The organism is Helcococcus kunzii ATCC 51366, assembly GCF_000245755.1.
Classification (GTDB): Bacteria; Bacillota; Clostridia; order Tissierellales; family Peptoniphilaceae; genus Helcococcus; species Helcococcus kunzii.
In genome coordinates this window covers 1,402,490-1,424,388 of record NZ_JH601088.1, presented here as the reverse complement: position 1 = coordinate 1,424,388, position 21,899 = coordinate 1,402,490, and the positions used below count along the sequence as shown (strand labels likewise).

The 21,899-nt window shown below is 29.9% G+C and carries 18 protein-coding genes; 15 read left to right on the top strand and 3 right to left on the bottom strand.

Annotation, left to right across the window (positions count from 1 at the left end):
- Positions 1 to 71 precede the first annotated feature (71 nt).
- The 3 genes from HMPREF9709_RS06555 (at position 72) to HMPREF9709_RS06545 (ending at position 3,981) form a co-directional block, all read left to right on the top strand.
- Positions 72 to 329 (top strand): hypothetical protein, encoded by a 258-nt coding sequence (locus HMPREF9709_RS06555; RefSeq protein ID WP_005398810.1) that lies wholly within the window; start codon positions 72 to 74, stop codon positions 327 to 329.
- Positions 330 to 403: 74 nt separating this feature from the next.
- Entirely contained in the window at positions 404 to 2,062 is a 1,659-nt protein-coding gene (locus tag HMPREF9709_RS10145; protein WP_005398809.1) for a hypothetical protein, read from the top strand.
- Between the two features lie 500 nt (positions 2,063 to 2,562).
- Positions 2,563 to 3,981 carry a sulfatase family protein gene (locus tag HMPREF9709_RS06545; protein ID WP_005398808.1) on the top strand — a complete coding sequence of 473 codons (1,419 nt, stop codon included), beginning with the start codon at positions 2,563 to 2,565 and terminating at the stop codon, positions 3,979 to 3,981.
- Positions 3,982 to 4,044: 63 nt separating this feature from the next.
- Here HMPREF9709_RS06545 and rpsT read toward each other — a convergent pair whose 3' ends face one another.
- The gene (gene rpsT / locus HMPREF9709_RS06540) at positions 4,045 to 4,311 is read right to left on the bottom strand and encodes a 30S ribosomal protein S20 (RefSeq protein WP_005398807.1); all 267 of its coding nucleotides are present in this window, start codon (positions 4,309 to 4,311) and stop codon (positions 4,045 to 4,047) included.
- A gap of 159 nt (positions 4,312 to 4,470) precedes the next feature.
- On the opposite strand from rpsT, the gene lepB (HMPREF9709_RS06535) reads away from it, so the two are divergent.
- Genes lepB (HMPREF9709_RS06535) through HMPREF9709_RS06510 form a run of 6 tightly spaced genes read left to right on the top strand, consistent with a single transcriptional unit; the run spans position 4,471 to position 10,075 of the window.
- Complete coding sequence (gene lepB, locus HMPREF9709_RS06535; protein ID WP_005398806.1) at positions 4,471 to 5,100, top strand: signal peptidase I; 630 nt, start codon at positions 4,471 to 4,473, stop codon at positions 5,098 to 5,100.
- Between the two features lie 2 nt (positions 5,101 to 5,102).
- Entirely contained in the window at positions 5,103 to 5,654 is a 552-nt protein-coding gene (gene lepB / locus HMPREF9709_RS06530; RefSeq protein ID WP_005398805.1) for a signal peptidase I, read from the top strand.
- A 2-nt stretch (positions 5,655 to 5,656) separates the two neighbouring features.
- Entirely contained in the window at positions 5,657 to 7,471 is a 1,815-nt protein-coding gene (gene lepA, locus HMPREF9709_RS06525; RefSeq protein WP_005398804.1) for a translation elongation factor 4, read from the top strand.
- Positions 7,464 to 7,805, top strand: a complete 342-nt coding sequence (locus tag HMPREF9709_RS06520) for a hypothetical protein (protein WP_005398803.1) — start codon at positions 7,464 to 7,466, stop codon at positions 7,803 to 7,805. Before lepA ends, HMPREF9709_RS06520 begins: the two co-directional genes overlap by 8 nt.
- A 15-nt stretch (positions 7,806 to 7,820) precedes the next feature.
- Positions 7,821 to 8,939 carry a coproporphyrinogen-III oxidase family protein gene (locus HMPREF9709_RS06515; RefSeq protein ID WP_005398802.1) on the top strand — a complete coding sequence of 373 codons (1,119 nt, stop codon included), beginning with the start codon at positions 7,821 to 7,823 and terminating at the stop codon, positions 8,937 to 8,939.
- A 2-nt stretch (positions 8,940 to 8,941) separates the two neighbouring features.
- Positions 8,942 to 10,075 (top strand): glycerate kinase, encoded by a 1,134-nt coding sequence (locus tag HMPREF9709_RS06510; protein WP_005398801.1) that lies wholly within the window; start codon positions 8,942 to 8,944, stop codon positions 10,073 to 10,075.
- Positions 10,076 to 10,137: 62 nt separating this feature from the next.
- On the opposite strand, the gene HMPREF9709_RS06505 is transcribed toward HMPREF9709_RS06510, so the two are convergent.
- On the bottom strand, positions 10,138 to 11,034 hold the full coding sequence (locus HMPREF9709_RS06505) for an ABC transporter ATP-binding protein (RefSeq protein WP_005398800.1): 897 nt from the start codon (positions 11,032 to 11,034) through the stop codon (positions 10,138 to 10,140).
- 8 nt (positions 11,035 to 11,042) lie between these two features.
- Positions 11,043 to 13,517 carry an ABC transporter permease gene (locus HMPREF9709_RS06500; protein ID WP_005398799.1) on the bottom strand — a complete coding sequence of 825 codons (2,475 nt, stop codon included), beginning with the start codon at positions 13,515 to 13,517 and terminating at the stop codon, positions 11,043 to 11,045.
- Positions 13,518 to 13,909: 392 nt separating this feature from the next.
- On the opposite strand from HMPREF9709_RS06500, the gene hrcA reads away from it, so the two are divergent.
- From hrcA to HMPREF9709_RS06470, 6 genes are all read left to right on the top strand, one after another.
- Positions 13,910 to 14,929 (top strand): heat-inducible transcriptional repressor HrcA, encoded by a 1,020-nt coding sequence (gene hrcA, locus HMPREF9709_RS06495; protein WP_005398798.1) that lies wholly within the window; start codon positions 13,910 to 13,912, stop codon positions 14,927 to 14,929.
- A gap of 2 nt (positions 14,930 to 14,931) precedes the next feature.
- The gene (grpE, locus tag HMPREF9709_RS06490; RefSeq protein WP_005398797.1) at positions 14,932 to 15,513 is read left to right on the top strand and encodes a nucleotide exchange factor GrpE; all 582 of its coding nucleotides are present in this window, start codon (positions 14,932 to 14,934) and stop codon (positions 15,511 to 15,513) included.
- Between the two features lie 57 nt (positions 15,514 to 15,570).
- Positions 15,571 to 17,394: a molecular chaperone DnaK gene (gene dnaK / locus HMPREF9709_RS06485; protein WP_005398796.1), complete on the top strand. Its 1,824-nt coding sequence runs from the start codon at positions 15,571 to 15,573 to the stop codon at positions 17,392 to 17,394.
- Positions 17,395 to 17,498: 104 nt separating this feature from the next.
- Entirely contained in the window at positions 17,499 to 18,623 is a 1,125-nt protein-coding gene (dnaJ, locus tag HMPREF9709_RS06480) for a molecular chaperone DnaJ (protein ID WP_005398795.1), read from the top strand.
- Positions 18,624 to 18,789: 166 nt separating this feature from the next.
- Positions 18,790 to 20,091, top strand: a complete 1,302-nt coding sequence (locus HMPREF9709_RS06475; protein ID WP_005398794.1) for a YeeE/YedE family protein — start codon at positions 18,790 to 18,792, stop codon at positions 20,089 to 20,091.
- A 12-nt stretch (positions 20,092 to 20,103) separates the two neighbouring features.
- Positions 20,104 to 21,801, top strand: coding sequence for an FAD-dependent oxidoreductase (locus HMPREF9709_RS06470; protein ID WP_005398793.1), 1,698 nt, complete (start codon positions 20,104 to 20,106; stop codon positions 21,799 to 21,801).
- The last annotated feature ends 98 nt before the right edge of the window (positions 21,802 to 21,899 follow it).

The following is a 21,899-nucleotide window of genomic DNA, read 5'->3' as shown; positions in this document are numbered from 1 at the left end:
TACAATTAAAATACATCGTTACTGATGTATAAAAGTAATATAATAAGTGTAAAAACATATTAGGAGAAAGAATGAAAAAAAAGCTTAGTTTATTATTAGCATTTATTTTAGTTTTCAGTCCTATGTCATCTGTTACTACGTCGGTTCACGCTGAAAACAATCAAGAAGAAGTGGTGAATGTTGAAAAAAACATTCCTTCTAAATACGATTTAAGTAAAATTGGTGATTTAGACGAAATAGATAAAAAATATGATGTAGAATTTGATGAAAAAATTGGTGGTTTAGAATTTAAGTTAATCACTGACGATATGAAAAAAGCTATAATTTAAATGATGATTTAGAATTAGAGAGAGGTTTATTAATCGTTTCATTCCATGAATATGGCGATGCAAGCATTAATAAAGTGACTTTAGACAATAAAGATATTAAAATTGTTGGTTTTGATAATAAAAAATTAGGAATACAAGAATTATCAGTTTTTTATAAAGATATGAAAGCTGGAACATTTTATATTGAAGTAAAAAATGAAAAAAGTGAAAGTGATTTACTTTATACAATTCAAAAAATTAAAAATGTTCACGTAGAATTGGGAGCAAAAAAAGAAGAAGTTTTAGCTAAATTACCTAAAATTATAGAAGTTACATCATCAAAAGGTGAGCTATTACTTATAAATGTAACATGGAAATTAGAAAAGTTTGATTTTTCTAAACCACAATATTTCACTGCTGGTGCAGAAATTAATTTACCAAATAACACATCATTGACAGCAATAGCAAATATAATTGTTGGAAATAAAAAAGGAAATATTAGTGCTGAAATAGATAAAATTAGTAAACAATTAGAAGAAAAACATACAAAGCTAGATAGTAAAGAACAAGAATATATTGATACTAAATATAAATTAGATCAACTTAAATTGGAAAGTAAAAATTTAGCTTCACAAATTGAAAGTCTACAAATAGACCTTGAAGTGTTAAAAGAAGAAAATAAACCACTTGAAAATGAATATCAAAATCTTGTTGAAGATGTAGAAAAAACCCAAATAGAGCTTAAACAAGCGTTAGTGGAATTAGAATCATCCCTTAATGTTCCTAATTTAGACTTTCATTTAATTAGAATTAAAGTTGATATGCTTAAAAAGAAATTAGAAGCAGTATCTGAACAAAAATCTCAAGTAGAAGAAATAGTTAATAGAGAAAAAGCCAAGGTAAAGGGAATAGAAGAACAGATTAAAAACTTAAAAGAGAAGTTAAATAGTGGTAAAAATGAGACTCAACAAAAATTAGATCAACATGAAAAAGAAATTAGAGAACTTATAGCGCAAATAAATAAACTAAATAAAGAGCTAGAAGTATTGAAAAATGAAGAAAATTCAGAAGAAGAAATAGAAGATTCAAAAGAAGATTTAGAAAAGGAAAAAGAACCTGAAAAGAATTTAGAAGAAGGAAAAGAATCTGAAAAGAATCTAGGAGAAGGGAAAAATTTAGAAAAGCCAGGGGTTGAAGAAGAAAAACCAGATGTTCAAAATGATGCGGAAAAACCTGGGATTCAAGAAGAAAAGCCAGAGGTTCAAAAAGACGAAGAAAAACCTCAAGTTCCTGAAGTTAAACATGGTTGGGAACAACATAATGGAAAATGGATATACTTTGATCACGGAAAACAGGTAAAATCTGAATGGAAATGGATAAATAAGACATGGAAATTCTTTAACTATAAAGGTGAATCAATGGCACAATTCTTCCACGAAAATGGTATGATTTGGCTATCCTTAGAAGGTCCAGACACAAGATACCAAAAAGGTTGGTGGACAAATCCAGAAAATGGATTTAAATATTACTTTAGATTAACCTCAGGCACAATGGCTAAAGGCTGGCAAAAACTTCCATTAGGTTGGATGTACTTCAGACCAGCGACAGGTACTCAAGCATATGGATGGCAATGGATTGACGGAGCTTGGAGATATCTAAGACCAAATACAGGTACAAGAGTTTCTGGAAGACAGTGGATTGATGGTAAATGGTACAACTTTACTTGGGATGGTAAGTTGATAGGAAGAAGATAATAGAAAAAGGAAAAGAGGCGGAGGCCTCTTTTTTTTGATGCTTAGAGTAATGTTTTAATAACTTTACTTGGTTATTTTAATATTTTAAATTTACCAAGTAGATATTTTGACCAATTTACTTGGTTATTTTTATATTTTAAAATACCAAAGTATAATTTTTGTTCCATTTACTTGGTTATTATAGAATTTTCAAATACCCAAGTAAATTTTGTAAAATTTATAAGAATATTTACTTGGTAAAAAATGTATTTCAAAATAACCAAGTAAAACTAAATATTTTACTACTTTGTAAATATTGATTTTTAATTTTTCCCAAGTAAATTGAGGAAATTTACTACTAGGTAAAATAAAGATTTAAAAATAACCAAGTAAATTATATGGCATAGCAATGCTAACATACTTCAATCACCACCCATTCCCAAATCATCACCCATTCCCACTAACTCATGCTATAATAGCATTGATACGTTTAATAAATAAATTATGAAAGTGAGTAAAACATGAAAGATATAGAAGAGTTAAAAGGTTCAAAGCCTAATATTGTTTTTATAATTTCTGATGATCATGGATATGGGGATTTGTCATTTAAGAATATATTAGGAGATGTGGATACTCCGAATTTGGATAGACTTAGAGCGTCTGGTATGTTGTTAGAACAGGGCTATGTTAGTGCTCCAGTTTGTTCACCTTCTAGGGCTGGATTGATTGTTGGAAGTTATCAACAACGATGGGGTGCGAAGTATTTTGGAAGTGCGCGATTTGCTCCTAAGACTGTGAAGACTATTCCAGAGTTGCTTAAAGCTGTGGGATATAGGACAGGATATTTTGGAAAGGTGCATTATGGTCCGGATAAGCCTGGTGGCAGGGAATGTCCAGAAAATCATGGATTTGATGAGTCATTTTATGGGCTTGCTGCTATGGGAATGGGTAGATTGCACTATTTGATTCATGAAATTGATGCAAAAGAAAAGTTTGGTAAGAAGACTGATGTTCATAATATGTATCTGATGTTTGAGAATGGTAAACCTGTAGAATGTCACAATTTTCTAACTTATGAATTTGCTGATAGGGCTATGAGATTTATGGAGGATAGTGAAGAAGAGCCATATTTTTGTATGTTGGCTTTTAATGCGGTACATAATTTTACTTGGCAATTGCCTGAAGAGGAGTTAGAAAAAAGGGGACTGCCAAAATATGAGGATTATGATCCTGAAGAGATCGAGTATCTGGATTGGTATGATGGTGTGATTACGCCTAATTTAGAGCATGGTAGAGAGTACTATATAGCTCAATTAGAATTGATGGATAAGAAAATTGGGGAGATAATTGATAAAGTTGAGGAGATGGGTCAAAAAGATAATACATTGATTGTGTATACTACAGACAATGGTGGTTCTCCTTGTAATTATGGAAATAATGCGCCTTTAACTGGTACAAAATATACATTGTATGAAGGCGGAACCAGGGTACCATTTATATTTTCATGGGATGGCGTGATTCCAAAAAACCAGAGTTCAAGGAATTTAAGTTCAACATTGGATTTATTGACAACATTCGCATATTTAGGGGGAGTAGAAGTGCCAGAGAGTAACTACAATGATGGGGTAAATCTTATTCCTACTTTGTTGGGTGAGAATGGTGGACATGATAAGTTATTTTTTGATACTGAGTTTCAGTATTCTGTGAGAGATAGGGAATGGAAGTTTTTAGACAATGGCTATGATGCTGAAAATGCAAGAAAAGCTCTTTTAGAAGTTGAACATGCAGATATTGGTGAAGGTGAGAGATTGTTTAGAATTTCTGAAAATATTGATGAAAGTGACGAGAATAATTTAATTGTTGATAATCCAGAGATTGCAGAAAAATTGAAGGATTCTTTTGAGGAATGGAAAAAAGAGATTGAATCAACTAAATATTGATATAAAGAAAGAGCTGTTTCAAATAACTAAAAAGTTATTTGAAACAGCTCACTTATATATTAATTACGCATTTGCGTTATTTAATTTTAATGTTAATTTGCTTAATCTTCTTGAAGCTGCGTTTGCGTGCATTACATTAGCTGCAGCTGCCTTTTTAAGTTTTTTATCTAAAACTTTTAACATTGCTTGTGCATCTTCTAATCTGTTTTCTTCAATTGCTAAATCAAATTTTCTAATTAAAGTTTTTAATTCGCTTTTTTTAGATTTATTTCTTAATGTTTGTTTTTTAGTTACATCAATTCTTTTAATTGCTGATTTAATATTTGCCATAATTTCACCTCCTGTCAGTAAACTATATCGAATAACACACATAAGTATACCAAAAAGGATATTTAAAATCAAGAAAAATATCGTATTTTTTCATTAGGTACTTTATCAAAATTAACATAGATGGTATAATGGAAATGTTCACAAAGAAAGGGCTAGATTATGAGAAATGAAAATAGATTAGATGAAAAACTAGACGATAACAAAATTGATAAAGAATTAAATGAAAATGAGATAAAAAAAGAAGAAAATCTTAATGAAGATCCTGAAAAAAGGTCAAAAGGGAGCGCGATATTGGAATGGGCAAAATCAATATTAATAGCTGTAGTTTTAGCTTTATTAATTAAAAATTTTATTGTTGAGCCCACAAGGATTCAAGGTAGCTCTATGAATATGACTCTACAAAATGATGATAGAGTAATTGTAAATAAGATTGGTATGAGATTTAAGCCAATTGAAAGAGGAAACATCATTGTTATGAAATATGATAATACTCACGACTATATTAAAAGAGTTATTGGTTTACCTGGAGAATACATTCAAGTAATAGATGGTAAAGTATATATAAATGGTGAACTATATGAAGAAAGCTATATTTATGGAGAATCCACACAATCAATAAATGGTTCCGAATGGAAATTAGGAAAAAATGAATTTTTTGTAATGGGTGACAACAGAACACCGGGAGGAAGTACTGATTCACGTGTGTTTGGACCTGTAAAATTAGATCAAATCAAAGGGGTAGCCATATATAGATTTTATCCTTTTAATAGTATGGGAGTTTTAAAATAACGGTGGATTCAAGAGTAGAGAGAAATAAACTTAAAAGAAAAAAAATTAAAAGAAAAAGACTCAAACGACTATTTAGTATTATTGCTTTAGTCTTTTTTGTTGGGGTTACAATAGTATTTATCACTGATAAATTCTTCTTTTCAGTTTTTACTGTTGATGGAGAATCCATGCAAAGAACACTTTATGAAGGTGATAAGATAATCATTCAAAAGATAAACATTAAGGCTGAAGACTTAAAACAAGATGATATAGTTTCATTTATTGGAAATGACGAAAGACTATATATTAAGAGGATAATCGGGATTCCAGGAGATGTAATTGAAATTGTAAATGGTAAAGTTTTGGTGAATGGTGTCCAAAAGATTGAGACATATATTAAAGGAAATATAACAGAAAGCTATAGTCAATCTAAATGGTTTGTAAAAGAAAATGAGTTTTTTGTTTTAGGGGACAATAGATTAAAGAATAAGTCCAAGGATTCGAGAATTTTTGGCACGATAAATATTGAACAGATTGAAGGAAAAGTTGTATATAACTTCAATACAGAAAGGTAAATATGGATATAAAAAAAGAAAACATTAGAAATTTTTCCATAATTGCACATATCGACCATGGAAAATCTACGATTGCCGATAGATTAATCCAGTATACGGGTGCGGTGACTGATAGAGAAATGCGTGATAGATTACTTGATAGTATGGATCTTGAAAAAGAGAGAGGTATCACAATCAAGCTAAAGGCTATTAAAATTTTCTATGATGCAAAAGATGGGCAAAGATATATTTTAAATTTAATTGACACACCGGGGCATGTGGACTTTAACTATGAGGTTTCAAGGTCTCTTGCAGCATGCGAAGGTGCTTTACTAGTTGTTGACTCAACACAAGGAGTTGAAGCACAAACATTAGCGAATACATATTTAGCTATGGAACAAGATTTGGAAATTATACCAGTAATAAATAAAATTGATCTTCCTTCAGCTAGAATTGAAGAAGTTAAGGAAGAAATCGAAGAGATTTTAGGATTTGATACAGATGATATTCCTTGCATTTCAGCTAAAGAAGGTATCAATATTCAAGATGTACTTGAAAGTATAGTAAATGACATTCCCGCTCCAGAAGGGGATGACGATGCGCCATTACAAGCATTAATCTTTGATTCATATTATGACTCTTATAGAGGAGTTGTCATGTACGTTAGAGTTAAAGAAGGTAAAGTTTATCCTGGAATGGAAATCAAGATGATGTCTACAGGTGCAGAGTTTGAAGTGACTGAAGTAGGATATTCCATGAAGGGGGAATGGCCAACAAAAGAAATTTCCTCTGGTGATGTAGGATATGTTGTGGCTTCTGTAAAAAATATTAAACAGGCGCAAGTTGGTGATACAATCACTGGGGTAGACAATCCTGCGAAGGAAGCACTTCCTGGATATAAAAAAGCGTTGCCTATGGTGTATTCTGGGCTATATCCTGCTGAAGGTGAATCATACAATAGTATTAGAGATGCGTTAGAAAAATTAAAGGTAAATGATGCGGCTTTAGATTTTGAAGCTGAAACATCTGCTGCTTTGGGATATGGGTTTAGAACTGGATTTTTAGGTCTTTTACATATGGAGATTATTCAAGAGAGACTTGATAGAGAGTTTGATTTGGATATCATAGCGACTGCTCCATCTGTAATTTACAAAGTATTTATGAATAGTGGCGAATTGAGAGAAATTCAAAATCCTACAGATTTCCCAAGTGCAACACAAATTGAACATGTTGAAGAACCTATCGTGAAGGCTAGTATAATGACTCCTGAAACCTATATTGGAGCAATTATGGAACTATGCCAATCACGTAGAGGTGTTTTTGTGGATATGACCTATTTAGATAAAAATAGAGTAACAATAACATATCAACTTCCTCTAAATGAAGTAATTTACGACTTTTTTGATGCGTTAAAATCAAAGACAAGAGGTTATGCTTCTTTAGATTATGAATTTTTAGAATATAGAAAAGCTGATTTAGTAAAACTTGATATGCTATTAAATGGAGAATTAGTAGATGCTTTATCAATCATTGTTCATGAAGATAAGGCTTATGAAAGAGGAAGAAAGATAGCTGAAAAGCTTAAAGAAGAAATACCTAAGCATCAGTTCTCCATTCCTATTCAAGCAGTTATTGGGCAAAAAGTTATTGCTAGAGAAACTGTTGGTGCATATAGAAAAGATGTTATCGCTAAATGTTATGGTGGTGATATCTCAAGAAAGAGAAAGCTTCTTGAAAAGCAAAAAGAAGGTAAGAAACGTATGCGTCAATTTGGTACTGTTCAAGTACCTCAAGAGGCATTTTTATCAGTTCTTAAATATGATGAGGGTGATGAATAGAGTGCTTTTTATAAATAAAAAATTTAAGACAATCATATTTTTAATGATACTATCTTTTTTATTGGTTGCATGTAAAAAACGTATTACTGATGCTGATATAAACAAGATAGTATCTGATAAAAACATTTCAGAAATCACATGGAATGATTTTGATGGATATATGTATCAAGAAGATAAAACTAGTAAATTAGTAAGAATATACACGCTTGATAATGGTTCAACATTAATCCTATCAGGTGCGTTAGATTCTGAAAATCCCACAACCATTTCAATTGTTGAAGTAAATGGTGATGTGACATATTTAAAAGATGAGAGTGTTAAAGATAAGAAATAATTTTATGGAGTTGAAATGAAAAAAACAGGATTATATATTCATGTTCCTTTTAGGATACATAAGCATAATCACAGAGGGACACTGTCATTTTCTAATATGGATTTTAATATAATTCCATATTTTAAACATCTTAAAAAAGAAATTGATTTAAGAAAAGATGATAATATTTTAATTGACTCAATATATGTTGGTGGTGGAGATCCCTCTGCCATGAATTCAGACTATATTGTTGAAGTTCTTGAATACATTTATTCCCATTTTAATGTTGCAGAAAATTGTGAAAAGACAATCGAGCTAGATCCGCTCGTTCCTGACTTTAGATTAAAAAACTTTATACGTCATGGCATCAATCGTTTTTCTATAAAAGCCTATACTTTTGATAAAAAAGGTCTAGAATACTTAGATTTTAGTCATGAAAAAGATGATATAAAAAATTTAGTAAAACTAATTAGAAAACATGGCATTCAAAATATAAACTTAGATATGTATTTTGCGTATCCTGGCCAAACGGTAAAATCATTAGAAAGAGATTTTCTATGGATTCAAAAACTAAACGTTCCACATGTTTCATTTTATTCATTTCTAAATTATGAAGATATGGATGCAATATATCGTAGTAAAGAAGACTTAGAAATGAGTAACTCTTTAGAAGAAGATATGCTTGATGCGATTGCTTTCATGATGGCGAAACAAGGCTATGAACATTACGAAATCAATCATTTTGCAAAACACGGCATGAGATCATATCACAATCAAAAGTATTGGAATTTAGAAGACTATATGGGAGTTGGGCTTGGAGCTTCAGGCCTTGTAAACAACAAACTTTATAGAAATCAAATCACATTTGATAAATACTTTTCAGACATCAATAACAATAAAATCCCATATCTAGAATCCGAAGACCTAACATTAGAAGAATTTGAGAAAAATTATATCATCTCAAAAATGGGAATGATGGAAGGCATAGACATAGCCTATGTAAATAAGCGATTTAAAATCGACTTACTTAAGAAATACAAAACTACAATCGAAGATAATCTTAAAGCAAACATAATCGAATTAGAAGATGGAAGATTGAAATTTACCGAAAAAGGCATGTATCTGTCGAATAAGTTTTATACGGAGATAATATAAAAATGATTAATAACATTTTAATAGCTCTAGATTCTTTCAAAGGGAGCGTTTCATCCAAAGATGCAAATAGCTATCTAGCTGAGGGTATTCAAGGTGTAAACTCACAATTAAATATCGATATGGTCGCGATAGGCGATGGTGGTGAAGGTACTCTTGATTCTTTGATTGAATCTTTAAATGGGGATATTAAAATTGTTGAGGGGGTAAACTCGAAAGGTGAAAAGATTGATTCTAAAATAGGTGTATTAGGAAATACAGCTATAATTGAATCTTCGGATATCATTGGATTGAATAGATTGATCGGGGAACCAAATGCATATACTGACAGTTCTAAAGGTTTGGGGCTTGTGATAAAACAAGCTCTAGATTTAGATTTTGAAGAGATAATTATAACACTTGGTGGATCAGCAATAAATGATTTAGGTGTTGGAATGTTGTATGCATTGGGTGTCAAGTTTTATAATTTTAATTCTGTGGAGTTCGAACCGATAGGAGCCAATAGTCTTTCAGAGATATATTCTATTGATTTTAGTGGAATTGATAAAAGGATATATAATACTCAGTTTTCGATATTATCGGATGTTCAAAATAGTTTATGTGGTCAAAAGGGTGCTACGTATATATTTGGTAAACAGAAGGGTTTACTGGATAGAGATTTTGGGAAAATTGATAATGAAATGTTTAGGGTAGCGAAACTGATGGAAAAGGAGCTTGATAAAACTACCATAGATAAAAAGATGACTGGAGCAGCTGGTGGGTTAGGATTTGCTTTTATGACCGTTTTTAATTCGACTTTTTATAATGGAATTGAAAAGACACTTGAATTGATTGATATTGAAAACAAGATAAAAAATTCGGATTTAATCATCACTGGCGAAGGTAGTATGGATTCACAGACCTACTTCGGTAAGGCGCCTATTGGGATTTCAAAACTTGCAAAAAAATATGATAAATACTGTTTTGCAGTAACTGGTAATAATGATCTGGTAGATTATGAATACCAAGATGCGTTCGATTATATTTTTGACTTAGCTAATGGTCCAATTAGTTTAGAGAATTCTATAAAAAATACTGGAAATTTGCTAAAATTACAAGGTAAACAAATCGCGAGAATAGTAAATCTGATTAATAAATAAATTAAAAAGTTCTAAATTATCAACTAAGATTCTTCATCTTATAGATAACTTAGAACTTTTCTTTATTTTGTTACAGCCTTAAATTCGTCAGGAAACATTTTTATGTATCTTTCTTCTGTTCCCATTTTTATCTTTTCGATATCGTTGAATTCTATATTGTTCTTTTCTAGAAGACTAATTATAGAAGAGATATTTCCGTCTGAAATTTCAACAATTAAATTATTATTATCGAGTGTAAATGTTGCATTATCGTGTTTTAGTTCTGATACTTTCTCAATTGAAGATTTTTCCAATGAAATTTTGTACTTTTTATTTTGTTTAATATCGATTTTTTCTTCATGTAAAACACCATTCTTAAGAAAGATTATATTATCTGTTAATAAATCAATTTCACTAAGGGTATGAGATGAAATCAATATAGTTGTTCCATTATTTTCTAATTCTTTAAGTAGATTTCTAACTTTAATAATAGAAGTAGGATCTAAACCGTTAAGTGGCTCATCGAGTATCATTAGTTTTGGATTGTTTAACATTGACATTGTGATTAGTAGATGTTGCTTCATCCCCAATGAATAGTTGCCTACTTTTTTATTCATATAATGTGCGATGTTCATTTTATCGACTAATTCATCTATATGTTCTTTTGGAATTTTTTGAACATTTGCTATGAAGTTTAGATGATCATAGCCGGTTAGATATTCGTATAGTACACTATTGTCTTTTAAAAATGAAGTTTCATAAAATATACTAACATCTGTGTTTTCTTTGCCTAGTACAGTGACTTTTCCTTCGTCAGACTTAAGTAGGTTAGAAATGATGTTGAAAAAAGTTGATTTTCCTGCACCATTTGGACCTACTAGAGCATATATGCCAGGTTTAGTTATTTCTAAATTTATTCCTTTTAGAACATGTTGTTTTCCGAAATATTTTGTAAGATTTTCAATTTTTAATATACTCATAAGATCTCCTATCTATTTTTCTTTATAAAAATATTTGATAATACAAATAGCAAAACGCTCCAGGATACAAGTGAAATTACAGAATATATAGTTCTGTAATTTGTAAGTGCTTGTGTAATTCTAATGCTTCCATCGGCGATTTCTTTAGCGTTAAAATGTGTGAATGGAAGTACAAGTTTAATCGATTCAATAGGAATAAGTTTAGTTATAAATATGCCTACTGTGATTATTGAAATTGTATAAAATGCTACATTCAACTTTTTGTTACTAAAGATTGAGATGAAGATGGTTAAGCAAGAGATAAATATTGACTGTAAAGTTAACATTCCAACATTAGTAAAGATGTATTTCCATACCGGTATGATGTGGAAGTATAGGTTGTTCTCAGTAAATGCTTGGTTAGGATTTATCAATGTATCATAATGGATTATTGGATAATTGATTTCGCCTAAGCCTTCGAAAATCATTCCTATAATAAATAGGGAAGATAAAATTGCCAGTGTAATTATTATGAAAACAACAACTGAACTTAATAATTTATAAAGATTGTATTTAGTCCTTTTTATTGGTTGTGTAAACATAAATTCAATTTGGTTACCTTTATCTTTATCATAAGCATATCCTAAAAATATTATCAAAAAGGATAATATAATTAATTGTAAATTGAAATTCTTTAGCTCGATAAAGTTTTGAATATTTTGAATGGCACTATTTGACTTGACGTAATTTGTGTTTCTTATAATATTCTCATAATCACTATTAATGAATTCATCAAATTTAGAAATGTGATAATCTCTTATTAATGGAGAAATATTATTTTTTGAATATTCATTTAATGCTAAGTTTTCGATATAACTTGCATTAGACAATGTGGAGTATTTCAAAAAGTCAAATTTGTAAGAATGCATTAAAATATCGTCTTTGCTCTTATTATACAGTTTTTCTTGATTCTTATTTAAATTTTCATAATATAATTTTGAGTCGTGATTTACATAGCCATCATTTATATTTTCATTTATCCTAATTTCTGATAAATAACTTTCCTCAATTGCTTTGTAAATATCATTTTTTGCATTTTTTTCATCGTTGTATGCTTTTTTATTTTGTTCTAAGAAGTTTTTATTTTGTTTAATAATTTCTTTGCTTAGTAAAAATGATTCCGCATTTTTGTTATTCGATACATCTATGATAAACATAGAAACGAAAATAATTACTACGCAAGAAATGTAAAAAATAAATCCGTTTTGTTTTGTGATTTTAATCTTTTCAAAGTTAAATAGATTAATATTTTTATTTTTTCTAAGTTTTATTTCTTTAATTGTATGTCTCTTTTCTAGTTTTAGACAAGAAATAGAGATGAAAAATAAACTAATAATAAAATATATTATATAAGGAAGTAATCCACTAGAAAGTTTTTCAATATTTTCCGTTAGATATCCTACATATTTAATTTCAATATTTCCTAATATGACTTTTAAATAATCCATCATATAGATTGGGTTAAAATTATTTTGCAAAATTTCCATCTTTTGTGTAAATACAAAAAGTAAGAAATAAAACATTAATATACTTCCAATCGTTTTTATTGTATTTCTAACTCTTGAACTGATTAAGATAATTAGTGATGAAGAGAAAATCATCATAGCGAAATATGATAAAATAATTTTTCCTATTAATCTGATTGAATTTATATAGCTAATGATGTTTTTATTAATAACTCTATATATCTCTCTAAAGCCTGTGAAACTAATACCGTTAATCAGTGTAAATACAACAAAAGTAGTTAGAAAGACAAATATTAAATATAAAATGGAACAAATTAACAAACTTGCAAATTTTGATAATATAATTTTTCTGTAGGAAAGTGGTTGAGTTTGCAAGAATAGACTTGTATTTTCTTCATTTTCTTTAGAAATAATATTTGAAAATAATATTATAAAAAGAAAAATAATAGGGAACCCTAATGTTAAGTCTGCTGTATGAATGAATTGCCTTGCGTAATTATTTGATATCTTAGAGTCCGGCAAAGAAGTTGAATTCGTATTATTTTGCTTTGAATACTCATTATCAAATAAGGTCCATTTCCAATTTTTTAAATCATTATCATCGAGTTTAATATCATATTTCTTCCTCATGTATTCAGAGGAAGAAATATGATTATATCTTAATTCAGAAATATAATTACTGTCATTTTTGTATTTTTCAGGTATATCTACAAATGCGTATTTATCTAACTCCTTAAGATCTTTATCAAACTCTTTTTTAGTATCTTCATCAAATTTATCCAAATTAAATACTGATAGTTCCGTTAATTTAAATGAAACTAGAGTCATGGATTTTTTATCGACTTGACTATACTTGTATCTAGTATTTCCCAGTATAGTGGTTATATGGTTGGCATAAAATGCGATAAGAATACTAAATAATAATAAAATTATTATTTTCTTTTGCTTGTATAATTTTTTAAGTTCGAATTTAATCATATATTGTTTTCCTTAATATATATAATTTTTTTAGGAATATATTATGAGAATATTTTAACATGTGATTAATATGCATGTCAATGAAAAAAAATAGGGATGTATGAATGGGGAGGTATTGTTATTCGATAGAAATGTATACATTTTATATCAAACTTTTTAAATATGTCCTATTTTTCTACAACTAAAAACTTAACTATATAAAGAGTTTCCATTCTTACTGCGACGTCTAATATTTTTATAATATCTCTTGACAAAAGAGGAAAAGCAATATATACTATTGTTAGCACTCGAGGATAGAGAGTGATAACAATTAATAATTTATCCGACTAATATCTGATGAATTAGCTATTTGATTGAAATAGTAAAATATTTACTATAGAAATGAGGTCAATATGGATGATAGAAAAATTAAAATATTAAATTCAATAATTAGGTCATATATTGACTCCAAAGAGCCAGTAGGTTCTAGATCCTTATCAAAAAATACTGATATTGGATTTAGTGCCGCTACTATTAGAAACGATATGAGTGATCTTGAAGATTTGGGATATTTGGAAAAGATTCATACTTCTTCAGGACGCATTCCTTCGAATAGTGGATATAGGCTTTATGTGGATGCGCTACTATCTGATCGTATCCCATTTGATGTAGGTCCAAGACAACTTTTTGATATGAGAACTATAAAAGAGTCAAATGAATTTGATAATGTAATAAAAAATGCGACAAAGATGTTGTCTGCAATTACAAATTATACTTCATTGGCGCTTTTACCAGAGATGGAAAAGATATATCTCAAATATATAAATATAGTTTTTCTAAGTCCTAAGGATTTGGTAATTATCTATATATATAATTCAAAGGAAGTTGTAAGTGATACCATTAGATTAAAAAATTCGGTAGATAAAAATACTATCGATTTAATCAACAGTTTATTAAATACAACACTTATAGATTTGAATCATAATGAGGTTATAGAAAATCTACATTCACAAGTGTATGAAGTGTTGAGAGAAAGACACACTGTATTAAATGAAATAATTCCGGTTATTGAAAAGACATCTTTAGAAAAAGCGAATGCAAAAATAATTTTGGAAGGACTTGGAAATATTTTTGTTTACAATCAAGACGAGATTTCAAATAATCAGAATCTAATAAATTACTTGAAAGATGAAAATCCGTTATTAGATGTTTTATCAGAAAATATGGATACGGATTTGCAAGTATATATTGGTGAAGAAATCGGAATAGAGGAATTAGAGCATTTTAGTATAGTGACGATAACTTTTAGAAATAAAGATGGTATAAAAGGAAAGATTGGTGTGCTAGGTCCAAATAGCATGAAATATGATAAGGTAATTTCAGATTTGATGCTTATTAATGAATATATTAGTGGATATATTGAAAGAAGGTAGTTATGAAAAAAGATAAGAATAAAGAGACAATTGAAAAAGATTTAGAGAAGGAATCGGAAGAAGAAGTTGCAGAAGAGACTAAAAATGAAGAATCTTCAAAAAATAGTGAAGAAGAGATAAAAGAAGAGAGTTCATCAAATGAAAATGAAGAGTCAGTTGATGAAAATGCAAAATTAAAAGATTCTTTATTGAGACTTCAGGCAGATTTTTCTAATTATAAAAGAAGAGTTGAAAAAGAAAAAGCAGACATACACAAATATGCTGCTGAATCAATAATCACAAAATTACTTCCAGTTTTGGATAATTTTGATAGAGCATTTAAAGAAGTTCAAGAAGAAGATAAAGAAGATGCCTTCACTAAAGGTATAGAGTTAATAAGACAAGATTTGGATAAAATATTAGTTCAAGAAGGATTAGAAGTTATCGAATCCGATAATCAAAAATTTGATGCAAACTTACATCATGCAGTATTTATGGAAGAAAATGATGAAGTAGAATCAGAACACATTATTGAAACATTCCAAAAAGGATATAAATTAAAAGATAAAGTAATCAGACCAGCAATGGTGAAGGTTAGCAAATAAATTTATGAGACAAAAGTTTAAGAAGAAAAGAATATAAAATTAAAGGAGTAAAATAATATGGGTAAGATTATAGGAATTGACTTAGGTACAACAAACTCAGCAGTAGCAGTTATGGAAGGTGGACAAGCAACTATCATTCCTAACGCAGAAGGAAATAGAACTACTCCATCAGTTGTAGCATTTACAAAAGATGGTGAAAGATTAGTTGGTGAAACAGCTAAAAGACAAGCGATTATGAACCCAGAAAGAACTATATCTTCAATTAAAAGGGAAATGGGTACAGATCACAAAGTAACAATTGATGGTAAGGAACATTCACCAGAAGAAATTTCAGCAATGATTTTACAAAAATTAAAAGCTGATACTGAAGCTTATCTTGGTGAAAAAATTACAGAAGCAGTTATTACTGTTCCTGCATACTTTACAAACGAACAAAGACAAGCAACAAAAGATGCTGGTAAGATTGCCGGCTTAGATGTTAAGAGAATTGTAAACGAACCAACAGCTGCAGCATTATCCTATGGTATGGAAAAAGATAATGAAGACAAGAAAATTATGGTATTTGACTTAGGTGGTGGTACATTTGACGTATCAATCCTAGAAGTTGCAGATGGTGTTATCGATGTTATGGCAACAAGAGGTAACAACAAACTTGGTGGTGATGACTTTGATGAAAGATTAATGCAATACATTAATGAACAATTCAAAAAAGATAATGGTGTTGATTTATTACAAGACCCAACATCAGCACAAAGATTGAAAGATGCTGCTGAAAAGGCTAAAAAAGAATTATCTTCAACTTCAACAGCACAAATTAACTTACCATTTATTACAGCGGTAAATGGACAACCAGTTCACTTAAACATGGATATTTCAAGATCTAAATTTGAAGATTTAATTTCTGATTTAATTGAAAAAACATTAGATCCAGTTAGAGATGCATTAAAAGATGCTGGATTACAAGCTTCAGAAGTTGACAAGGTGTTATTAGTTGGTGGTTCTACAAGAGTTCCAGCAGTAGCAGAAGCTGTAAAGAAATTAACTGGTAAAAATCCACAAAAAGATATTAACCCAGATGAATCTGTAGCATTAGGTGCAGCAGTTCAAGGTGCTATCTTAGCTGGTGATGTAAATGACTTACTATTACTTGATGTTACTCCATTATCATTAGGTATCGAAACAATGGGTAATATTACAACAGTATTGATTGAAAGAAATACAACAATACCTACAAAGAAATCACAAATCTTTACAACTGCAGCAGATAACCAAACATCTGTAGATATTAAAGTTTTACAAGGTGAAAGAAAAATGTCAACAGATAATACAGTAATTGGTAATTTCCAATTGACAGACATTCCAGCTGCAAGAAGAGGTGTGCCACAAATCGAAGTTACATTTGACATTGATGCTAATGGTATTGTTAATGTATCTGCTAAAGACTTAGGTACAGGAAAAGAACAAAAAATCACTATTACAGCTTCAGCAAACTTATCTGAAGATGAAATTAATCAAAGAATTAAAGATGCTGAAAAATATGCTGAAGAAGATAAGAAGAAAAAAGAACTTGTTGAAACAAGAAACCAAGCAGAAAGTATTTCATATCAAATAGATAAGACTTTAGCTGATTTAGGTGATAAGGTATCTGATTCAGAAAAAGAAACAATTAAAGCTAAAAATGAAGAATTGAAGAAAGTAATGTCTTCTGAAAATGTTGATGAAATCAAAGCTAAGATTGAAGAATTAACAAGTGAATTAAATAAAATGAGTGAAAAATTATATGCTCAAACTGGTCAACAAGCTGGACAACAACAAAAAGCAGATGAAGATGTAGTTGATGCAGACTATGAAGTAGTTGACGAAGACGAAGAAGATAAGTAAAATATATAGGTACAATTAAATTACAATAGTTAAAAGGGAGATAGCTCCCTTTTAATTATTTAATGGTAAGTTTTTGGAGTTAATATTTTTTAGTAGGTGGTAAAATGAACAATCCATATGAAGTGCTAGGCGTTGATAAAAATGCTAGTGCCCAAGAGATAAAAAAAGCATATAGAAGATTAGCAAAACAATATCATCCTGACCTTAATGGAGGTTCAGAGGAAGCTCAAGAAAAGTTAAAAGAGATTAATCAAGCTTTTTCAATTTTAGGTGATGAGGATAATAGAGCAAAATATGATAGATATGGAGAGGCTGCATTTGATCCAAATTCTGGATTTGGTGGATTTGGCGGCTCTGGTATGGGAGATATTTTCTCCGATTTATTCTCTGATTTCTTTGGTGGAAGAAGCTCAAGTTATAGTCAACGTAGAGACCCTAATGCGCCAAAGAGAGGCGAAGATATACAGGAACACGTGCATATAAGTTTTAAGGAAGCTGTTTCTGGTATTGAAAAAGAGATAAAATACAAGAGATATAAAAAATGTCCAACATGTGAGGGTACAGGTGCTAAACCAGGGACACAAAAGAAAACTTGTTCACAATGTGGTGGTACAGGACAAACTAGAACAACTCAATCTACTCCGTTTGGGCAATTTTCTACTGTAAATACATGTTCACGTTGTGGAGGAACTGGTCAAGAGATTGAGCATGAATGTGAAACATGTCATGGAAATGGTCGTGTGCCAAAAGATGCTAAAGTTAAAATAAAAATACCTTCAGGTATATCAAATGGTGATGTAATACCTGTAAGAGGGCAAGGTCACGAAGGTGAAAATGGTGGACCTGCAGGAGATTTATATATTGTAGTTTCCGTTGAAGAGCATGAATTGTTTAAGAGATATGGAAATGATATTTTCTATGAATTACCAATATCATATTCTACAGCTGTGCTTGGAAATGAAATTGAAATTCCAACCCTAGAAGGTACAACTAAATTTGAAATACCAGCAGGTACTCAAAATGACACAAGATTTAGATTAGACGGGGAAGGTATGCAAGATGTACGTTCCGGAAGGAAAGGGAATCTTTATTTTGATGTAAAAATCACTGTGCCTACAAAAATAAATGATAGGCAAAGGGAATTATTAGAAGAACTTGCAGAAGCTACTGGAGAAGAAGTAAAACCTGAAAAATCATTTATTGACAAGATTAGAGATTGGTTTGAATAAAATTGAATACATTTTCATTTAATAATAAAAAAGGCCTCTTATTTGGATATATATTCTAAATATAAGGCTTTTTTTACGTTATTTGTATAAGTATGTTAAAATATAGACCAAAGAATGTTTATTAATTAACCAATCATTCTAATTTTATATTATAAGAGGGGGTAGTATGAATAAAAACAAATTTATTCAGCCTATTTTAGGTTTTATTTTGCTAGTATTATTAGCAATTTTTGGTGCAAATCTATCTGAACCAAAGCTTGGATTGTACCTATTTGCTGGATTAATGCTAGGATATACATTAACAAGATCTAGATACGGTTTTGCTGGTGGTATCAAGAGAATTTATATGAGAGGTGAAGGTAGTCTAACAAAAGCTTTACTTCTTTTACTTGCTGTAACATCTGTAATATTTTTTGCTATGCAAATGCATGCAGTTTTAGGCGGTGCAGTGCCAAGTGCAATTGCAAAAGAAGGAGATAAGATTATACCGGGTACTCAAAATGTATACTTTATAAGTTTAGCGACCGTTATTGGTGGAATTATATTTGGTATAGGTATGATGTTAGCTGGTGGTTGTGGTTCTGGAACTTTAGCTGACTTTGGTGAAGGTCAAGGAAGAGCATTAATTGCTTTTATATTTTTTGTAATTGGTTCAGGTCCAGGATACTATGCATTGAAAGTGTTTGAAAAAACTTCACTAGGAAAGATTGGTGGTAAAGTATATTTACCTGATTACTTAGGACATTGGGGAGCATTAGCTTTAACAATATTATTATTACTAGTTTTATATTATTTCACAGTAAGATATGAAAATAAACGTAAGAAAGAAAATACATATATGGATCCTAAAGGTGACTATGAAGAATTTGAGTTACCATTAGAAGAATCATTTACTAAAGAAAGAAAATTCTTTAGTTATGGCACATATCATAAATTATTTGTGGAAAGATGGTCCTTTACAATAGGAAGTTTAGCTTTAGCTTTTGGGGCAATATTTGTTTTAGCAACAACAAATAAACCATGGGGAGTTTCAACTCCATTGCTTTCATTGTTTGTAGCTGTATTTAAAAATATAATTAATTTACCAGAAGAGATTTTTGGCAAATACATTGATATTGCAAATAAAGGACTATTAAATGATGGTGGTACAATTAGAAATATTGGATTATTCTTTGGTTGTACATCAGCGTTTTTACTTTCAAACAGATTCAAAATAGATTTTGATTTTAAATTTAAAGATGCTTTATACTTCGCTTTAGGTGGATTTATGTTAGGTTTTGGAGCTAGATTCGGACAAGGATGTAATGTTGGAGCTATGTATTCTTCAATCACATCATTCTCATTATCAGGATGGGTGTTCTTAGCAGCTATGTCCATTGGTGGAGTTATTGGACTTAAATTATTTGCAGGAAAAGTATGTACTATTGGTACATTAAGAAAAGATCAACTTAAAAAATTAAATAAATAATAGGAGATATATATGTCAAAAAGATATTTAGTAGTAGGTGGTGTAGCAGGTGGTGCTTCAGCCGCAGCTAGAATAAGAAGAATTGATGAAAATGCCGATATTCAAATTTATGATAAAGGCCCAAATGTTTCATTTTCAAATTGCTGTTTACCAAATTATTTCAGTGGTGAAGTAGAAGAAATAGATAATTTAATTTTATATAATCCAGATGAATTTAGAAAATCATTTAATTTAGATGCAAAAGTTAATCATGAAGTACTAAAAATTATGGCTGATGAGCATAAAATTTTAGTTAAAAATCATAACACTGGTGAAGAATTTGAAGATCACTATGATTATTTAATTCTTTCTCCAGGTGCTCAAGCAATTTTACCTCAAAGCATTAAAGGAATTGATTCAAAGAATGTGTTTAAGATAAAAAATGTTTATGATGTTAGATTGACAGATGCTCATATAAGAGAAAATAATGTAAATGATATTGTAGTAGTTGGTGGTGGATTCATTGGTGTTGAAATGGCTGAAAACTTACGTGCATCTGGAAAAAATGTTACTTTAGTAGAAGCTTCAAACCAAATCATGGCACCATTTGATTATGATATGGCACAAATGCTTAATAAAGAATTACATGATAATGGTATAAATCTTGTTTTAGAAGATTCAGTAACAGAAATTCATGAAGATAAAGTAGTTTTAGCAAGTGGAAAAGAAATTGCATGTGAAGCTGTAATTATGGCTATTGGTGTAAAACCAGATGTAAAATTTGCTACAGAATCAGGTGTTAAACTTGGCGAAACTGGTGGTGTACTTGTTGATGAAAACTTCCGAACAAATTTACCTGATGTATATGCAGTAGGTGATTGTATCGAAACATTTAATTCAATCTTAGATGCAAAGACAAGATTACCATTAGCAGGTCCTGCTCAAAGACAAGCAAGAAATGCTGTAAACCACATTTTTGGTAAAAAAGTTACAAATAAAGGTGTAATAGGTTCTTCTTGTATTAGAGTTTTTAATCTTAATGCTGCATCAACAGGTTTAACAGAAAAAGACTGTATTGCACACAATATTGATTATAGAACATCATTAGTTATTCCAATGGATAAAGTAAAATTAATGCCAAATCCAAATCCATTACATTTCAAATTGATATTTGAATATCCTACAGGAAAAATCTTAGGTGCTCAAGCAATTAGTAAAGGTAATGCTGTTGCAAAAGTTGATATAATCGCAACAATGATTACAATGGGTGGAACGCTTGATGATTTAAGAGAATTAGAATTATGTTATGCTCCAGCATATTCAACTGCAAAAGATGTTGTTAACCAAGCTGCTTTTGTTGGTACAAATATTTTAGAAGGTGTTTATGAACAAGTTTCTTATACAAAAGTGAGAGATTTAGTTGCAGAAGGTGCATATATCTTAGATGTACGTGGAAAAGCAGGATTTGAACAATCTCATATTAAAGGTGCTGTAAACATTCCTTTAGACGAAATACGTGAAAGATACAATGAAATTCCAAAAGATAAGACAGTATATGTTCACTGTAGAACATCTTGGGATAGCTATTATGCATTACAAGCATTAAAAGGATATGGTTATAATAATGTTAAAAATATTCAAGGTTCATTCTTACAACTAAGTTATTATGAATACTTCAATGATGTAACAAAAGACAGAGAACCAATCCTAACAGGTTATAATTTTAATTAATAAATTGAAAATTATATAAAAATATTAAGCAGTAAATTATATATTTATCGTTATTTTTGATTGTTCTGTGATCAATTATATATTATTAGATATATAAT

What these genes read in the sequence shown, in the direction of transcription:
- HMPREF9709_RS06555 (WP_005398810.1), top strand. Translation starts at nt 72, where the DNA reads ATGAAAAAAAAGCTTAGTTTATTATTAGCATTTATTTTAGTTTTCAGT.
- HMPREF9709_RS06545 (WP_005398808.1), top strand. Translation starts at nt 2,563, where the DNA reads ATGAAAGATATAGAAGAGTTAAAAGGTTCAAAGCCTAATATTGTTTTT.
- rpsT (WP_005398807.1), bottom strand. Translation starts at nt 4,311, where the DNA reads ATGGCAAATATTAAATCAGCAATTAAAAGAATTGATGTAACTAAAAAA.
- lepB (WP_005398806.1), top strand. Translation starts at nt 4,471, where the DNA reads ATGAGAAATGAAAATAGATTAGATGAAAAACTAGACGATAACAAAATT.
- lepA (WP_005398804.1), top strand. Translation starts at nt 5,657, where the DNA reads ATGGATATAAAAAAAGAAAACATTAGAAATTTTTCCATAATTGCACAT.
- HMPREF9709_RS06520 (WP_005398803.1), top strand. Translation starts at nt 7,464, where the DNA reads ATGAATAGAGTGCTTTTTATAAATAAAAAATTTAAGACAATCATATTT.
- HMPREF9709_RS06515 (WP_005398802.1), top strand. Translation starts at nt 7,821, where the DNA reads ATGAAAAAAACAGGATTATATATTCATGTTCCTTTTAGGATACATAAG.
- HMPREF9709_RS06510 (WP_005398801.1), top strand. Translation starts at nt 8,942, where the DNA reads ATGATTAATAACATTTTAATAGCTCTAGATTCTTTCAAAGGGAGCGTT.
- HMPREF9709_RS06505 (WP_005398800.1), bottom strand. Translation starts at nt 11,034, where the DNA reads ATGAGTATATTAAAAATTGAAAATCTTACAAAATATTTCGGAAAACAA.
- HMPREF9709_RS06500 (WP_005398799.1), bottom strand. Translation starts at nt 13,517, where the DNA reads ATGATTAAATTCGAACTTAAAAAATTATACAAGCAAAAGAAAATAATA.
- hrcA (WP_005398798.1), top strand. Translation starts at nt 13,910, where the DNA reads ATGGATGATAGAAAAATTAAAATATTAAATTCAATAATTAGGTCATAT.
- grpE (WP_005398797.1), top strand. Translation starts at nt 14,932, where the DNA reads ATGAAAAAAGATAAGAATAAAGAGACAATTGAAAAAGATTTAGAGAAG.
- dnaK (WP_005398796.1), top strand. Translation starts at nt 15,571, where the DNA reads ATGGGTAAGATTATAGGAATTGACTTAGGTACAACAAACTCAGCAGTA.
- dnaJ (WP_005398795.1), top strand. Translation starts at nt 17,499, where the DNA reads ATGAACAATCCATATGAAGTGCTAGGCGTTGATAAAAATGCTAGTGCC.
- HMPREF9709_RS06475 (WP_005398794.1), top strand. Translation starts at nt 18,790, where the DNA reads ATGAATAAAAACAAATTTATTCAGCCTATTTTAGGTTTTATTTTGCTA.
- HMPREF9709_RS06470 (WP_005398793.1), top strand. Translation starts at nt 20,104, where the DNA reads ATGTCAAAAAGATATTTAGTAGTAGGTGGTGTAGCAGGTGGTGCTTCA.